Below are 15666 nucleotides of genomic sequence, written 5' to 3'. Positions count from 1 at the left end.
CAGCGGTACCGACGGTTTGAACAGGTTCAACACTTCTGTAGTGTGGGCCGGGTGAGTGTCGCGCTGGGAGCCTCTGAGCAGCTGACCGTCCGCACGGTGCCGGTGGACGGGCCCGTCGACCTCATCGCCCGGCTGCCGCACCCGTCCGCGCTGGCCTGGGTCCGGCACGACGCGGGGCTGGTCGGCTGGGGGGAGGCCGCGCGCATCGAGGTGCCCGGCGGCGACGACAGGTTCGGCTGGGCGCGGCGCAGGCTCACCGCGCTGTTCCGCGACGCGCTGGTGGACGACCCCCTGGGAATGCCGGGGACGGGGCCGGTCGCCTTCGGGAGCTTCGGGTTCGACCCCAAGAACGACGAGTCGGTGCTCATCGTCCCCCGGGTGGTGCTCGGCTGGCGGGACGGGCGCGCCTGGCACACCACGATCGGCGACGGCGTCGACCCGCTGACCCTCGTCCGTCCGCTGGAGGAGCCCGCCGGGCTGGAATGGTCCGGGGGCTCGCTGGGGGAGGAGCAGTGGGGACGGGCCGTGGAGAGCGCCGTGCGGAGCATCCGCGGCGGCGCGCTCGGCAAGGTCGTCCTCGCCCGTGACGTGCGGGTGCGGGCCGAGGGCCCGATCGACGCGCGGGTGCTGCTGCGCCGGCTGGCCGAGCGCTACCCCGAGTGCTACACCTTCGCCGTCGACGGGCTCGTCGGCGCCACCCCCGAGCTGCTGGTGCGCCGGTTCGGCGGCCGGATCGAGTCGCTGGTGCTGGCGGGCACCACCCCGCGCGGCACGGACGAGGACGAGGACCGCGAACTGGGCAGGGCGCTGCTGAACTCCGGCAAGGACCGCGGCGAGCACGCCTACGCGGCCGAGATGGTGCGCGAGGCGCTGCGCCCCCTGTGCGTCGAGCTGGACGTCCCGTCCGTTCCCGAGCTGCTGCGCCTGGCCAACCTCCAGCACCTGGCCACCCCCGTGAGCGGCAGGCTGGCCGGGGAGCGCTCCGTCCTGGACGTGCTGGCCGCCCTGCACCCCACGCCCGCGGTGTGCGGCACCCCCACCGGCGAGGCGATGGAGCTCATCCGCGAGCTCGAGGAGATGGACCGCTCCCGCTACGCGGGCCCGGTCGGCTGGGTCGACGCCCGGGGCGACGGCGAATGGGGCATCGCCCTGCGCTGCGCCCAGCTCGAGGGCGACCGGGCGCGCCTGTTCGCCGGCTGCGGCATCGTCGCCGGCTCCACCGCGCAGGGCGAGATCGCCGAGACCCGCACGAAGTTCGGCGCGATGCGCTACGCCCTGGAGGGCTGACCCCCGCCTGGCCGCCTCACACCTCCGGGGGGCGGGCCTGCCGCTGTTCCAGCAGGGGCAGGAGGGCGGCGACCCGGGGATCCTGCTCCCCGGTGGCGCCGATCATCGCGATCAGCTGGCCGGAGAGCCAGGGGACCAGGCAGTCGCGGCTGAGGGTGCGCTCCTGCAGCCAGGTGAGCACGGCGCCCTCGCAGACGGCCACCCAGCAGCGCAGGGTGAGCAGCAGGAGCGCCGGGGGAGGCCCGGTGTGCTCCAGCCGGGCGAGCACCTGGCCGACGACCGCGTGGCGGGCCTCGTCGACCAGGGCGGCGGTCTCGGAGGTGGCGATGACAGAGCCGCTGCGCAGCAGGGCGATGTACCCGGTGGCGTGCTCCTCGGCGTAGGAGACGAACTCCTCGAGGGTGTTCTGGAGCTGCTCGGGCAGGCCGCCGTCGCGCACCCGCGCCAGCCGGCCCACCAGTTCGTCCACCGCGGCGCGGAGCGCGGCCACCCGGATCTCCTCGATGTTGGAGAAGTACCGGTAGACCAGGGCCCGGGAGACCTCCGCGTGGGCGGCCACGTCCTCCATGGTGACGCGCTCGGGGGCGTTCCGCCCGAAGAGCTCCAGCGCGGCGTCGATGAGCGCCTGCCTGCGCTCCTCGGGGGACATGCGGCGCGGGCGGTGATCGGTGGTGGTCATGCTCGCCTTGTCTGCTCGGGGAGCCTCGCGCGCGCCGTGGAGGCCTGCTTCGACCGGCCATAGTAGAAGCAGCCTCCGCCCGCCGCCAGGTTTCCGCCCCTCACAGGGGGTCATGACAAATTCCGGGTCACGGCCCGGTCACGTCCGGGAAACGGGTAGCCTCCGGAAAATGCGACGAGCGCTGAGTACCCTGGCCGGGCTGATGGGACTGGTTCTGGTGGGCGGATGTGCGGGTGAGGCGGCCGAGACGGCCCCGGTGCCCGGCGCGGGGCTGCCGCAGGCCCAGCTGGGCCTGCCCCGGCCGGCCGCGGAGTGCCCGGCGGTCGAACCCGCGGCGGACGGCCCCGCCCGGCAGGTCCGCGGCATGTGGATCTCCTCGGTGTACGGCGGGGACTGGCCCGGCGACCCGAAGGCCCCGGTGGAGAAGAAGAAGGCCTCCTACCGGGCGATGCTGGACTCGGCCAAGGCCAAGAACCTCAACACCGTCTTCATGCAGATCCGCCCGGCCGGAGACGCCTTCCACCCCTCGTCGCACGAGCCGTGGTCGGTGTGGCTGACCGGCACCCCCGGCAAGGACCCCGGCTGGAACCCGCTGAAGTTCCTCATCGACGAGGCGCACGCCCGCGACCTGGAGTTCCACGCCTGGTTCAACCCCTACCGGGTCGGCGAGGACAACGACCGCGCCAAGCTGGCGCCCACCAGCCCGGCGCGCGAGAACCCGTCCTGGGCGGTGAAGTACGGCAAGTACCTGTGGTACGACCCGGGCCTGCCGCAGGTGCAGGACCTGGCGAACAAGGCGGTCATGGAGGTGGTGGAGAAGTACGACATCGACGGCGTGCACTTCGACGACTACTTCTACCCCTACCCGTCCGACGGCGACTTCCCCGACGAGGGGACGTACAAGAAGTACGGCCGGGACTTCGCGAACAAGGGCGACTGGCGGCGCGACAACGTCAACAAGCTCGTCGAGCGGCTGTCCACCGGGATCAAGGAGGCCAAGCCCTGGGTGAAGTTCGGCATCAGCCCGTTCGGCATCTGGCGCAACAAGGGCAACCACCCCGAGGGCTCGGACACCAACGGGCTGGACTCCTACGCCCAGATCTACGGCGACACCCGCAAGTGGGTGAAGGAGGGCTGGCTGGACTACGTGCTGCCGCAGCTGTACTGGGCCATCGGCGACCCGCGCGCCGACTACGCCACGCTCGTCGCCTGGTGGTCCGACCTCGTGAAGGGCACCGGCGTGCAGCTGCTCATCGGGCAGGCCGGCTACCGGATGGGGGAGTCGTCGTTCGCCACCAAGGCCGACCAGCTGAGCCGGCACCTCACCCTCAACCGCAGGTACCCGGAGGTGCGCGGTGACGTCTTCTTCAGCGCCGCCGACTACGTCGGGGACAAGAAGGGCTTCGTGTCGGCCCTGCTGCGCGACCACTACCGGACGCCCGCGCTGATCCCGCCGTCGGAGGGCGGGGAGCGCCCCGCCGCGCCCGCCGGGCTGGAGGCGAGCCGGGCGGACGGCGGAGTGAAGCTGTCGTGGAAGGGCGAGGCGACGTCGTACGCGGTGTACCGCAGCGACGGAGAGGGCGAGGAGTGCGCCGCGGTGAAGGCGTCGGAGCTGCTCACCACCACCCGCGGCACGTCCATCGTGGACACCACCGCGCGGGCCGGGAAGGCCTACACCTACCGGGTGACGGCGCTGGACCGCACGCACGCCGAGAGCGGTCCGTCCCGGGCGTCCGTCCTGGCGCCCTGAGATCCGTCCGGGCCCCGATCGGGGCCCGGACGGAGGATAGAAACGGTCTTGATAGGGGAAGAGAACGGGGCAAGGTGACCCCCCGGAGGTACGGCATGGCCTTGTCGATGGACGAGGAGCGCATCCTCACCGAGATCGCGTCCCGGCTCAGCCAGGACGATCCCGCGCTGGCGCAGCGACTGGAGAACTTCGGCGGCCCCGAGGCGACGCCCCGGCGCCGGATCATCGCGGCGGTGTTCGTCGTGGTGTTCGGCACGGTGGCCGCCGTGGCGACGGCTGTGGCGATCCTGTTGTCGCAGTGACGCCCGGCTGAAGGACCGGCGGCCGCGTGCCGCCTTCGACCCCGGTGGCGCCGCCGGGGTCCTGGTGCTGCGCGCACCCTGCCGCCCGGCGGGCGGAAGTTCAGGCCGGTGTGGTGGTCGCCTCTCGGCGGATGGCACAACACGGTTCCAGCCGGACGGTATTCCGTGAAGGCTTTAGATGCGGCCCGGGGACACTGGCCACACCGGCGTTCTCCACCTTAGTGCCCCGCGGGGGGTGCCGCCTCCCTCCGCGCCGAGAGCTTTTTCACTGTGACACCGGCGACCTGCGCTCCGCTGACTTTGGACCGTGTCAGTGGACCCCGGCTGAATGTGACGCGGGTCATGTACTCCAGACTGGGGGCACGTGCGTCCCAGCTTATGGGCATACGACTGGTTTGTTCGGGAGGAGTGGTCGATGGCGGAACCGGGTTCCCGGGCCCGTCCGGGAACGGACGCGTCACACAACAGTGCCGTTTCGGCCAGACCTCACCGCCCCGCACTTTGCCGTGGGCAGACGGGGAACACTCCGGGAGGAGGGCCGGGGGCCCTCGGCCGCCGGTACAACGCACGTCGATCGGGAGGAGACGGGCAGTGGAAGCACCGCGACTAGGGCTGGTCGGCTGGTCCGGCGCCCGCACCGCGGCCTGGGACCTTCACCCCGATCTGCGGGCACCGGGGCAGGCCCGCGCACTGACCCGTACCGAACTGGCCGCCTGGCGGCTCGCCGACCCCTCCGACGTCGACGACATCGTGCTGATGGTGGACGAGCTCGTCGCCAACGCCGTCGTGCACGGCAAGGGCCCCATCCGGTTGCGGCTGCTGCTCGACGGGCTGCTGCTGCGCGGGGAGATCTCCGACGAGAGCCCGCTGGAGCCGCCGCCCGCGCCGACCGCCGAGCGCTCCTTCGACGCCGAGGACGGGCGCGGCCTGTTCCTGGTCGCGATGCTCGCCGCCGACTCCGGCTGCAACGGCGGCGCGTCGGGCAAGACCGTCTGGTTCACCCGCTGGCTGAGCGGCCTCGACCACCTGTGAGCGACCGGCCGAAAGTCACCGGAGACGACTAGGATTTCGGTGTGAACTGGCAGACCTCCGGAACCCCCGCCGATGATCCCTTCGCCAAGGCCGAGGCCGACGTCCGGGCGATGACCTCCTCGCAGTGGTGGCAGACGGCCGCGCCGCCGCAGCGGGCCGAGCAGGTCGCCTCCCGGCTGCTGGCCGGCCCCGGCGAGTGGTGGCTCTTCGGCGCGTGGGGCCGGTGGTACCGGTGCGGCCTCGACGCGCACTGGCACCCCTCGCCGCCGCCCGCCGACCCGGCGGCCCGCCGTGTCCCGGCGCCCGCCCCGCCCGGCGTCGGCAACCCGCCGGTCCCGCCCCAGCTGATCCCCACCGGCCCGGACGTCACCGCGGGCCCCATGGCCACCGCCGGGCTGCTGGGCGAGGGCCCCACCGCCGACCTGGTGGCCCGGGTGCAGCAGACGCTGATCACCGCGATCGCGGTCGACCCGCAGCAGTTCGCCATGCAGGACCCGGCCTTCCAGCCCGGCACGCCCGCCACGGTCGCCGCGCTGTGGGGGGCGGTGCTCTTCAGCGCCGGCACGCCCGTCGTGCTCGGCGAGCACCCGCTCGTCGCCATGTTCGCGCCCTACCTGACGGTCCAGGCCGAGCACCTGCGCTGGATGATCGCGCCGGACCTCATGCGGCTGGCGGTGTACTACACCGACCGGCTCACCGCCGGCGACCCGGTCGGCGCCGCGTTCCTCGTCCGGATGATGGGCGAGATCGCCTCCGCGCTCGCCACCGAGCCGGCCTTCCAGCCGGGTGCCTCCGCGCTGGCCGCCGTCTGCGCCACCACGCTCCAGTACGTGCAGGCCGACCTGCAGGCCATCCCCTACGGGGCGCAGACCGTCGCCCGCGAGTGGTTGCGCCGCTGCCCCGCCGAGTACGCCGCGCCCATCGTCCGGGAGGCCTCGCCCGGCGAGTACCTGCGGCTGGCCCTGTACGACCTGGCCGTGCTGTTCGGCGAGCTCACCGAGGGCATCCCGCCCAGCCCGTCCGATCTGCGCCGCGCCGCGGCCGCCGTCATGGCCGCCGACCTGCAGACGGTCCCGCAGGCGGTGCCCGCGGTGCTGCCCTGGCTGGACCCCGAGAGCGCCCGCACCGTCCAGGAGGTGCTCGGCCAGGCCCAGCACCCGCTGCGCGAGCTGTTCCCGCAGGGCGTGCGGCTGCCGCCCAAACTCAGCAGCACCGAACCCGCCAGGGTCCGCGCGCTGCTGGCCACCAGCCACGCGCTGGCGATGACGGCCTGCCGGCTGGCCCAGATCGCGCCCCAGCACCTGGAGTTCGTCGTCCCCGCCGCCTGCGCCGCCGAGCTCGGCACCCCCGCGCTCAGCCGCCCCAAGGGCACCGGCGAGCTCAGCGCCTGGGAGATCATCAACGCCGCGCGCAAGCATCTGGCCGACGAGCGCGGCACCGCCCAGCCCGCCGCGGAGGCCGCCCCGCCCCCCGCGCCCGCCCCGCCCCCCGCGCCCGCCCCGCCTCCCGTCCCCGCCCCGGCCCCGCCGCCCCCGGACGACGACCCGTTCGCCACCCGCCAGGGCGGAGGGACGGGCGCCGCCCCTGCGTTCCCCCCGCCCCCCGCCCCCGAGCCCGCGGCGGGCTTCGAGCAGCCCGCCCCCGTGCACGACCCGTTCGGCGACCACGCCCCCGAGGTGTCCTCCCCCCGCACCGTCCAGGGCGCCCCCTACGGAACCTCGGACTCCACCCCCGACCAGTACGGTCAGCAGCCGCCTCCGTTCGGCCAGCCCGCCCCCGACCAGTACGGTCAGCCCGCCCCCGACCAGTACGGTCAGCAGCCGCCTCCGTTCGGTCAGCCCGCCCCCGACCAGTACGGTCAGCAGCCGCCTCCGTTCGGTCAGCCCGCCCCCGACCAGTACGGTCAGCAGCCGCCTCCGTTCGGTCAGCCCGCCCCCGACCAGTACGGTCAGCAGCCGCCTCCGTTCGGTCAGCCCGCCCCCGACCAGTACGGTCAGCAGCCGCCTCCGTTCGGTCAGCCCGCCCCCGACCAGTACGGTCAGCAGCCGCCTCCGTTCGGCCAGCCCGGGCCTGACCAGTACGGCCGGCAGCCGGTCGCGGACCAGTACGGCGGGCCCGCTCCGTACGGGCAGCAGCCCGACGGGTTCGGGCAGTACGGATCCGAGCAGCCCGGACCGTTCGGGCAGCCGCCCGCGGCTCCGCCGCCTTCCCCGCATCCGGAGGACGCCACGGCTCCGTACGCGCCGCCGGAGCCGTCCGGGGAGACGTCCCCCTACATGCCCACGTTCGCCACCCGGACGCCGCCGCCCATGCCGGTGCAGCAGCCCCCCGCTCCCGCGCGGCCTCCCGCTCCCGCGCAGCCCCCGGTGTCCGGGCGGCCGGGTGCGCCGTTCCCGCAGGGGGACGGCACGCGGATCGTCGAGGCGTACGGCATCAGGTTCCTGTGCGGGCCCGACGACGCCGAGCGCATGCTCACCGAGGTGCGCCGCCGCGGGAAGTGGGCGCAGCAGCTGCGCGGCCAGGAGGTCTCCAGCGCCTCCGCCCCCGCCGTCCTGCTGGTGGGCGCGCCCTCGACCGGCCAGCGGCGGCTGGCCCGCATGGTCGCCCGTGCCCTGGCCGATGTCGGTTTCAGCGGCGACCAGGTGCGCACCCTGCACCTGGAGCAGCTCAGGGAACGCGGCCCCGAGGGCCTCGCCGCCCTGCTGCGCGAGCACTCCGGCCACACCGTCCTGCTGGAGGACCTCGACCAGCTCGTCCTGGAGGACGGCCAGGGCGACGCCTACGCCCGCGCCCTCTACCGGGTCCGCGCCGAGGGCGTCACCGACACCACGCTGGTCGCGGGCTGCGCACCCGACAGCTTCGAGGCCTTCTCCGCAGCCCACCCCGAGCTGGTCACCGACTTCCGCACCGTCCGGCTCCCCGACCTGACCCTGCCCGACCAGCGCGCCGCCCTCCTGGGGCTGCTGGCGGAGGAGCGCTTCGTGGGCATCGCCGAGGACGCCTGGCCCGTCGTCCGGCGGGACCTGGGCTCGCTCCCCGGCCGCGGCCGCCTGGCCAACGCCCGCCTGGTCGAGGCCTACCTCGACCGCGCCTGCACCCGCCACCTCGGCACCGCCGACGCCACCGTCGCCGTCATGGGGGAGCGCGGCTTCACCCTCACCGCCGCCGACCTGGAGGGGCTCGCCGCCGAACTCCCCCGCTGAACCGCGCCCCGTCCCGCGGGACGGGGCCGCAGGAAGCACCCCGGCCGGCGCCCGCGGAACCCGCAGGGGCCCTCGCGGGCGTCAGATGGGCAGGTCGGAGATGACGCGCGGGGGAGCGGGCGGCTGGGCGGGCCAGAGCTGGACGAGGTAGTGCTCGACGCCCTGGAGTTCGCGCAGGGCCGCCTGGAACTCGTTGCTGAAGCCGTCGCGGAAGCGGTCGAGGAGCCCGTCGTAGAGGCGGGCGATCTCGGCGCGGTGCTGGGCGCGGACGGCCAGGTGGTAGCGGCCGACGCCGCCGGCCAGGCGGACGCCGTGCAGGACGGGTTCGCCGGTGGCGGTGCACACGGCCACGGCGCCGCGCAGGTAGAGCTCGCTGAAGGCCTCCTGCTCCCACGGGCCGGGGGAGGAGGGCGGTTCGGCGTCCCACTCCTCCAGGAGGAGGGTGATCTCCACGTCGTCCTGGAGGCTGCCGATCCACATCTGGTCGTAGCCGACGCTGACCAGCTGGGTGCCCGGAGGCGGCGGGGCCTGCACGCTCGTCGGGTCGGCGCCCAGATCGTGCAGCCGGAACATGCCCTTGTCCGGGTGCAGCCGCACGCCCACGCGCAGCAGTCTGCGATTCACTGGTCAGATCCCTTCCGGCCCCCGTGGCAGCACTCGCTGCAGGGGGACATCCTGCCGTATGGGGGTGCGCTCCGGACACCGAGGCCCCCGGCGGGGGCGTTTGACGTCGCAGAGGCCGGCGGAGTTGTGACGAACGCCACTGTAGGCGGATCGCCCTCGGCGGGGAGCAGAAAACCGGGACTCGCACGGCGGATCGGACGCGAGCCGGGTTAGGGTGCGGCCATGATGGATCACCGCGTTTACTGCGATCTGCTGGAGCCGGAACTCGTCCGGCTGGCCGCCGCGATCGGCGCGGCCGAGCCGGGGGCCGCGGTTCCGGGCTGCGACGGCTGGACGGCGCTGGACCTGGCGCAGCACGTCGGGGTGGTCCACCGCTGGGCGACCAGGCTCGTGGAGACCGCCGCGACCGCGCGGATCCCCTTCCGCGAGGTGCCCGTGGAGTATCCGGCGCACTGGGGCGACTACCCGGGCTGGATCGAGGAGGGCGGCCGGGCGCTCGTCGCGGCGCTGCGCGCGGTGGACGGGGCCGCGCCCGTCTGGGCGTGGGGTCCCGACCAGCACATGCGCTTCTGGTCGCGCCGCCAGTTCCACGAGGTGATGGTGCACCGCGTCGACGCCGAGCGGGCGGCCGGGCTGTCCCCGGCGATCGACCCCGTCCACGCGGTCGACGCGATCGACGAGTTCCTCGAGAACATCTCCTCCGGCCGCGGTTCGGGCCCGGCCGTCGCCGCCGCCTGCGCGGCCGGGCCCGGCACCGTCCACCTGCACGCCACCGACGCGGACGGCGAGTGGATGATCCACCTGGCCGCGGACGGCTACCGCTGGGAACGCGGCCACGGCAAGGGCGACGCCGCGGTCCGCGCCCCCGTCGCGGACCTCCTGCTGCTGACCTACGGCCGCCGCGCCCCCGAAGGCCTGGAGGTCTTCGGCGACCAGGCCCTCCTCACCCGCTGGTGCGAGGCCTCCCGCCTCTGACCCCGGGCCCCCGGACGCGGCGGGCCCTCAGGACGGGCGGGCGGCCTGCGGACGCAGGAGGAACAGCACGCCCAGGGCCACGTAGGTGGCGAGCATCCAGGCGGTGAAGACGTAGGCCATCACCTTCTCGCCGAAGGCGATCTGGCTGGCCATGCCGACGACGAGCCACAGCGCGCCTGCCAGCGGCAGCCAGCGCGCCGGACCCCGCCAGCGGCCGACCCTGATGACGGCGACGGCGGCGGCGAGCATGGCGATCTGCGACAGGGGCCAGGCCGGGTCGGTGGCCAGCACCCAGGCCGGCGCCTCCTCGTAGGTGTCGTAGGGGATCGTGCCGAGGCTGCTGGCGGCGCCGAAGGGGAAGAGCACCATCGGGACGATCGGGAAGGCCCTGCCCTTGCGGTCCCCGGTGGCGCGGGCCGCCAGCACCACCGAGGCCAGGCCGAACAGCGCGAGCAGGAAGAAGACGGAAGTGATCATGTCGAAGTCGTAGACCTCGTTCTCCTCCATCGCGGGCTTCTTGAGGAACGAGGCGGCCCAGACCAGCGGACCGGCGACCAGGAGCAGGCCGGCGAGCCGGACGTGCCAGGCGGCGGGGCCCCGCCCCGGTACGGGCCCCGAGGGGTGGACCTCGCTGCGTTCCACGCGGATGGACATGGGCTTCTCTCCCTTCCGGACGGCGCCCTGCCGCCCGGTCTCCACCGTCGCGGCCCGGCGTCCCGGGCGGCCAGGTACCGCCGGGCCCGTCGCGGTCCCCGATCGGGGCAGGACATCGGGGACACGGTGTCCCGGCGAAAAAGGACACCGATCCCGAGACCGGGGGCTTTCCGGCATGGCACGGTGGCGGGGTGAAGACCCCCGCCACCTCCCCGGGCAGAGCCCTGGACCGCGTCCTGCGCGGTGCGGCGCTGCTGACGGCGCTGCTCGGCGTCGCCCTCCTCGCCGCCTCCGTCTGGCTTTCGGCCGCGACCCCGGACGGTCCGGTGCCCTTCCCCCTCGAATGGACATACTGGGGCTCGTCGGGCGCGGGTCTGGCGCTGGTGCTGCCGGGCGCGCTGCTGGCCGTCCGGCTGCCCCGGCACTGGCTGGCCTGGCTGCTGATGCTCGCCGGGACGAGTTCGCTGCTGGCGGCCTTCGGCGCGGTCTACGCCCCGTACTCGCTGCTGGCCCACGACGGGACGCTGCCGCTCACCGGCCCGCTCGTCTTCGCGGGCGCGCGGTTCGGGCCGGTCATCCACGTCGTCATCCCGGCCCTGCTGGTGCTCTTCCCGACGGGCCGTCCGCCCGCCGGCCGGTGGCGGATCCCCGCGGTGGCCGCGCTCGCCTGCATGGTCCTCGGGATCCTGTACATCCTGGCGGTGCCGTGGTCGGGCTACTCGCTGAACGAGCCGCTCACCCCGCAGCTCGCCCGCTTCACCCTCGACCTCCCCCAACCGGACGGGCTGAGGCAGGTGTGGGTGTCGCTGGGCCCGGGGGTGTTCACGGCGAGCGCGAGCCTCTCGCTGGTCTGCGCCGTCGCCGTCTTCTTCGGGCGGTTCCGCGGCGCGGGCGCCGAACTCAGGGCGCAGCTGCGCTGGATGCTCTTCGCGGGGCTGGCCACCGTCGCGTCGATGCTGGGCCTCATGCTGCTGCAGACGGCGTTCGGCTACGCGGAGGGCGCCCTCGGTGTGCTGGTCGAGGCGGTCTTCATCCTGGAGAACGCGCTCCTGGCCGGAGCGGTGATCATCGCGGTGACCCGGTACCGGCTGTACGACATCGACCTGCTCATCGGCCGGACCCTGCTGTACGGCGCGCTGGCGGCGGCCGTCGTCGCGATCGACCTGGCGCTGTTCGTGGCGGCGAACTCCCTGGTGGAGGACCGGCTGGCGGGGGTCGCGGCGGCCGGGGTGGTCGCGGTGCTGTACGCGCCGCTGCGGACGCGGCTGCAGCGGCTGGTCGACCGCGTCCTCAAGGGCCGCGCCGACCCTTATGACGTGGTGTCGGTGCTGGCCCGCAGGCTGGAGGAGTCCCCGGGTCCGGACGAGCTGCTGCAGGAGACGGCCAGGGGCGTGGCGTCGGTGTTCCGCTCGCCCTACGTGCGGGTGGAGCTGGACCGTCCGGACGGCACGACGGTGATCGTCGAGGAGGGGGTGCCGCGCGAGGACGTGGTGCTGCTGCCGTTCGCCTACCGGGAGGTCCCGATCGGGCGGCTGGCGCTGGTCCCCCGGCCCGGCTCGCGCCGTTCCGACCTGGACCAGCGGCTGCTGGCCGACGTCGTCAGGCAGGCGGCGGCGGCCGCCCGCGCGACCGCGCTCACCGAGGAGCTGCAGCGCAGCCGGGAGCAGCTGGTGACGGGCGTCGCCGAGGAGCGCCGCAGGCTGCGCCGCGACCTGCACGACGGGCTGGGCCCGGCGCTGGCCGCGGCGAACCTGAAGATCCAGGCGGCGCGCAACCTGGCCCGCCGCGACGCGCGGACGGCCGACCGGACGCTGGTGGAGGTCTCCCAGGACCTGTCGGCGGTGCTGGCCGACGTCCGCCGCCTGGTGCACGACCTGCGGCCCCCGGCCCTGGACCAGTTCGGGCTGCTGGGCGCGATCGAGCAGCAGGCGGCCAGGTTCGGCGGCGGCGCCCTGTCGGTCCGGGTGTCGGCCGAGGGCGACCTGGCGGAGCTGCCCGCCGCGGTGGAGGTGGCGGTCTTCCGGATCGTCAGCGAGGCGCTCAACAACGTCGTCCGGCACGCCGGCGCTGCCCGCTGCACGGTGCGGTTGGCGGCCGGTGAGGGGCTGGTGCGCCTGGAGGTGAGCGACGACGGGCGGGGCGTGCCGCCGGGCGCGCTGGTCGGGGTGGGGCTGGTGGCGATGCGGGAGCGGGCCGAGGAACTGGGCGGCCGCTGCTCGATCGTCCAGGGCGCCGAAGGCGGGACGACGGTGAGCGCCGTCATCCCTGCCATCATGGAACGTGTACCCGTCGTTCAGGGAGCAGCATGATCCCCCGTGTCCTCGTCGCCGACGACCACCCGGTCTACCGGGACGGCCTGAGCCTGATGTTGTCGTCCACCGGCGAGGTCGATGTCGTCGGGAAGGCCCGTGACGGGCTGGAGGCGGTGGAGCTGGCGGGGGAGCTGCGCCCCGACGTGGTGGTGATGGACCTGCAGATGCCGCGCCTGGGCGGCATCGAGGCGACCCGCCGGATCGCGGCGGGGGAGTCCGCGCCGGGCGTCCTGGTGCTGACCATGCACGAGGACGACGAGAGCGTGTTCGCCGCGATGCTCGCGGGCGCGCGCGGCTACCTGGTGAAGGGCGCCGACCAGGAGGAGATCCTGCGGGCCATCACGGCGGTCGCGCACGGCGAGGTCATCTTCGGCCCGGCGCTGGCGGCCCGCGTCACGCGTTACTTCTCCCTGCTGTCGGGGGCCCGCCGTCCGGCGGAGGAGCCGTTCCCCGAGCTGACGGCCCGGGAGCGCGAGGTGCTGGACCTCATCGCCGCGGGCCTGTCCAACCCGCAGATCGCGGCGCGGCTGTACCTGTCGCCCAAGACCGTCCGCAACAACGTCTCGAACGTCTTCGCCAAGCTGCGGGTGGCCGACCGGGCCCAGGCCATCGTCCGCGCCCGCGAGGCGGGACTGGGCCACTGACGGTCAGTGGCCGGAGAACCCGCCGTCGACGAACAGGCACTGCCCGGTGACGTACTCGGCGGCGGAGGAGGACAGGAAGACGGCGGCTCCGGCGAAGTCCTCGGCCACCCCGTTGCGCCCGATCAGCGTGCGGCCGGCCATCTGCTCGCAGAACACCGGGTCGGCGGACGCCTGCGCGGTCAGCGGGGTGATGACGAACCCCGGCACCAGCGTGTTCACCCGCACACCCGAGGGCGACCACGCCTCGGCCTGCGACCGGGTCAGCGAGGTGAGCCCGCCCTTGGACGCCCCGTACGCCCCGCTGTTGAAGAACGCCCGGAACCCTTGCTGCGATCCGACGTTGATGATGCGCCCCCAGCCGCGTTCGGCCATCTTCGGCCCGAACCGCTGCCCCAGCAGGAACGGCGCCCGGAGGTTGACGTCCATCGCCAGGTCCCACTGCTCCTCGGTGAGGGCGTTCATGTGCGGCCGGGGGTTGACCCCGGCGGAGTTCACCAGGATGTCGATCTCCCCGAACGGCTCGACCGCCCGTTCCGCGGCCTCGCGGACCCGGTCGCCGATCCCGAGGTCGACGCTGACGTACGCGGCGTCGCACCCGTGGGACCGCAGCTCCGCGACGGTCTCGCGCAGCGCCTCCTCGCCGCGCGCGGCCACCACGACCTTCGCCCCGGCCCTGCCGAGCGCGACGGCCACGGCCCTGCCGATCCCGGAGCTGCCCCCGGTGACCAGGGCCACCCGTCCGTCCAGGCCGAACATCTCCCGCAGATAGTCCATCGTGTCCTCCTCACCGAGAACCTTACTAGGTAAAGGCCGCGGGTCTTGCGGCCGCCGTCCGTCCGCGCACGTGAGGGGCCGTCGGTGAGGTTCCGATCACCGAGGGTAGGGGTGTCGTATGGCGAGCACATCACCGAACGTGAGACTGAACAACGGCGTCCAGATCCCGCAGGTCGGATTCGGCACCTACCAGATACCTCCGGAGAAGACCAGGGAGGCGGTGCTGACGGCACTGGAGGTCGGGTACCGGCATATCGACACGGCGCAGATGTACGGGAACGAGCGGGAGGTGGGGGAGGCCGTCCGGGACTCGGGGATCGACCGCGACGAGGTCTTCGTGACGAGCAAGCTGAACAACGGCGCCCACGCCCGCGACGCGGCGCTGAAGGCGTTCGACGGGACGCTGGAGGCGCTGGGGTTCGAGCGGATCGACCTCTTCCTCATCCACTGGCCGCTGCCGACGGTGGGGGACTTCACGCAGACGTGGGCGGCGCTGGAGGAGATCTACCGCTCGGGGCGGAGCCGGGCGGTGGGCGTCTCCAACTTCCAGCCGCCCCACCTGCGCCGGCTCATGGAGTCGAGCGACCTGGTGCCGGCGGTCAACCAGGTGGAGGTGCACCCCTACTTCGTCCAGAACGAGGTGCGGGCCTACGACGCCGAGCACGGCATCGCGACGGAGCCGTGGTCGCCGATCGCCCAGGGCCTGGTGCTGGACGACCCGGTGATCAACGCCGTCGCCGACCGCCTGGGCAGGACCCCCGCCCAGGTGACCCTGCGCTGGCACGTCCAGCGCGGCGACATCGTGATCCCCAAGTCGGTCAGGCGCGCCCGCATGCAGGAGAACCTCGACCTCTTCGGCTTCGAGCTCTCCGCCGAGGACATGGCGGCCGTCACCGCCCTGGACCGGGGCGAGCGCACCGGTCCCGACCCCGACACCTTCGACTGGACCGGCTGAGCGGCCCGTCGGCGAGGTCAGTCCTTGATGCGCTTCATGGTGAGGTGGGAGTCGACGCGGGAGACGGCGGGGAGCAGCATGATCTGCCGGCTGAGGAACTCCTCGTAGGCGACCTGGTCGGCGACCGCCACGCGGATGTAGTAGTCGGGCCGCCCGAACATGCGCCGGAACTCCAGGACCTCCTCCAGCGCGGTGACGCGCGCCTCGAAGTCCTCCACGGTCTTCAGGTCGTTGACCGCGATCTCCACCGAGATGACCACCTCCAGGGGGCGGCCCAGGGCCTCGGGGGAGATCTGCGCCCGGTACCCGGTGATCACGCCGGCGTCCTCCAGGCGTTTGACCCTGCGCAGGCACGGCGGCGGGGTCAGCCCCACCCGGCGGGCCAGCTCGACGTTCGACATCCGCCCGTCTCGCGCCAGTTGGAACAATATTTCGCGATCAACGGCATCAAGACTAATATCACTGCGCATAGGCT

The 15666-nt window shown here is 73.7% G+C and carries 14 protein-coding genes; 9 read left to right on the top strand and 5 right to left on the bottom strand.

Translation table 11 applies throughout. From position 1 onward, the window contains the following. The first annotated feature begins 51 nt into the window (after positions 1-51). On the top strand, positions 52-1287 hold the full coding sequence (locus tag C2865_RS29060; protein WP_106401875.1) for an isochorismate synthase: 1236 nt from the start codon (positions 52-54) through the stop codon (positions 1285-1287). Positions 1288-1303: 16 nt separating this feature from the next. Here C2865_RS29060 and C2865_RS29055 read toward each other — a convergent pair whose 3' ends face one another. Further along, complete coding sequence (locus tag C2865_RS29055; RefSeq protein WP_232835853.1) at positions 1304-1966, bottom strand: TetR/AcrR family transcriptional regulator; 663 nt, start codon at positions 1964-1966, stop codon at positions 1304-1306. 169 nt (positions 1967-2135) lie between these two features. Here C2865_RS29055 and C2865_RS29050 point away from each other — a divergent pair, with 169 nt between their 5' ends. The 4 genes from C2865_RS29050 (at position 2136) to C2865_RS39605 (ending at position 8253) form a co-directional block, all read left to right on the top strand. Beyond that, the gene (locus C2865_RS29050) at positions 2136-3716 is read left to right on the top strand and encodes a glycoside hydrolase family 10-like protein (protein WP_106401767.1); all 1581 of its coding nucleotides are present in this window, start codon (positions 2136-2138) and stop codon (positions 3714-3716) included. Between the two features lie 74 nt (positions 3717-3790). Beyond that, the gene (locus C2865_RS29045) at positions 3791-4018 is read left to right on the top strand and encodes a DUF3040 domain-containing protein (RefSeq protein WP_198653679.1); all 228 of its coding nucleotides are present in this window, start codon (positions 3791-3793) and stop codon (positions 4016-4018) included. 591 nt (positions 4019-4609) lie between these two features. Next, positions 4610-5050 (top strand): ATP-binding protein, encoded by a 441-nt coding sequence (locus C2865_RS39610; protein ID WP_157963942.1) that lies wholly within the window; start codon positions 4610-4612, stop codon positions 5048-5050. Positions 5051-5091: 41 nt separating this feature from the next. Next, positions 5092-8253 carry a hypothetical protein gene (locus C2865_RS39605; RefSeq protein WP_157963941.1) on the top strand — a complete coding sequence of 1054 codons (3162 nt, stop codon included), beginning with the start codon at positions 5092-5094 and terminating at the stop codon, positions 8251-8253. A gap of 81 nt (positions 8254-8334) precedes the next feature. On the opposite strand, the gene C2865_RS29025 is transcribed toward C2865_RS39605, so the two are convergent. Then, positions 8335-8877: a hypothetical protein gene (locus C2865_RS29025; RefSeq protein ID WP_157963940.1), complete on the bottom strand. Its 543-nt coding sequence runs from the start codon at positions 8875-8877 to the stop codon at positions 8335-8337. Between the two features lie 222 nt (positions 8878-9099). On the opposite strand from C2865_RS29025, the gene C2865_RS29020 reads away from it, so the two are divergent. Then, entirely contained in the window at positions 9100-9852 is a 753-nt protein-coding gene (locus C2865_RS29020) for a maleylpyruvate isomerase family mycothiol-dependent enzyme (protein ID WP_106401763.1), read from the top strand. A gap of 27 nt (positions 9853-9879) precedes the next feature. Here C2865_RS29020 and C2865_RS29015 read toward each other — a convergent pair whose 3' ends face one another. Continuing rightward, positions 9880-10506, bottom strand: coding sequence for a hypothetical protein (locus C2865_RS29015; protein ID WP_106401762.1), 627 nt, complete (start codon positions 10504-10506; stop codon positions 9880-9882). A 191-nt stretch (positions 10507-10697) separates the two neighbouring features. Here C2865_RS29015 and C2865_RS41575 point away from each other — a divergent pair, with 191 nt between their 5' ends. Together C2865_RS41575 and C2865_RS29005 are read left to right on the top strand one after the other, a co-directional pair. Continuing rightward, positions 10698-12815 carry a sensor histidine kinase gene (locus C2865_RS41575; RefSeq protein ID WP_269802750.1) on the top strand — a complete coding sequence of 706 codons (2118 nt, stop codon included), beginning with the start codon at positions 10698-10700 and terminating at the stop codon, positions 12813-12815. Continuing rightward, positions 12812-13462 (top strand): response regulator, encoded by a 651-nt coding sequence (locus C2865_RS29005; RefSeq protein ID WP_106401761.1) that lies wholly within the window; start codon positions 12812-12814, stop codon positions 13460-13462. The genes C2865_RS41575 and C2865_RS29005 overlap by 4 nt, the downstream gene beginning before the upstream one ends. A gap of 3 nt (positions 13463-13465) precedes the next feature. Here C2865_RS29005 and C2865_RS29000 read toward each other — a convergent pair whose 3' ends face one another. After that, entirely contained in the window at positions 13466-14236 is a 771-nt protein-coding gene (locus tag C2865_RS29000; RefSeq protein WP_106401760.1) for an SDR family NAD(P)-dependent oxidoreductase, read from the bottom strand. A gap of 118 nt (positions 14237-14354) precedes the next feature. Between C2865_RS29000 and C2865_RS28995 the strand changes: the two genes are divergently transcribed. Continuing rightward, positions 14355-15191 carry an aldo/keto reductase gene (locus C2865_RS28995; protein WP_106401759.1) on the top strand — a complete coding sequence of 279 codons (837 nt, stop codon included), beginning with the start codon at positions 14355-14357 and terminating at the stop codon, positions 15189-15191. Between the two features lie 17 nt (positions 15192-15208). Here C2865_RS28995 and C2865_RS28990 read toward each other — a convergent pair whose 3' ends face one another. After that, a complete protein-coding gene (locus C2865_RS28990) occupies positions 15209-15661 on the bottom strand; it encodes an Lrp/AsnC family transcriptional regulator (protein ID WP_106401758.1) in 453 nt (150 codons plus the stop codon). Between the last annotated feature and the right edge of the window lie 5 nt (positions 15662-15666).

Origin of the sequence: Actinocorallia populi (assembly GCF_002995495.1) — a bacterium.
GTDB classification, from domain to species: domain Bacteria; phylum Actinomycetota; class Actinomycetes; order Streptosporangiales; family Streptosporangiaceae; genus Actinocorallia; species Actinocorallia populi.
Note: the sequence above shows the minus strand (reverse complement) of the source record. Positions and strands in the feature narration are given on the sequence as shown.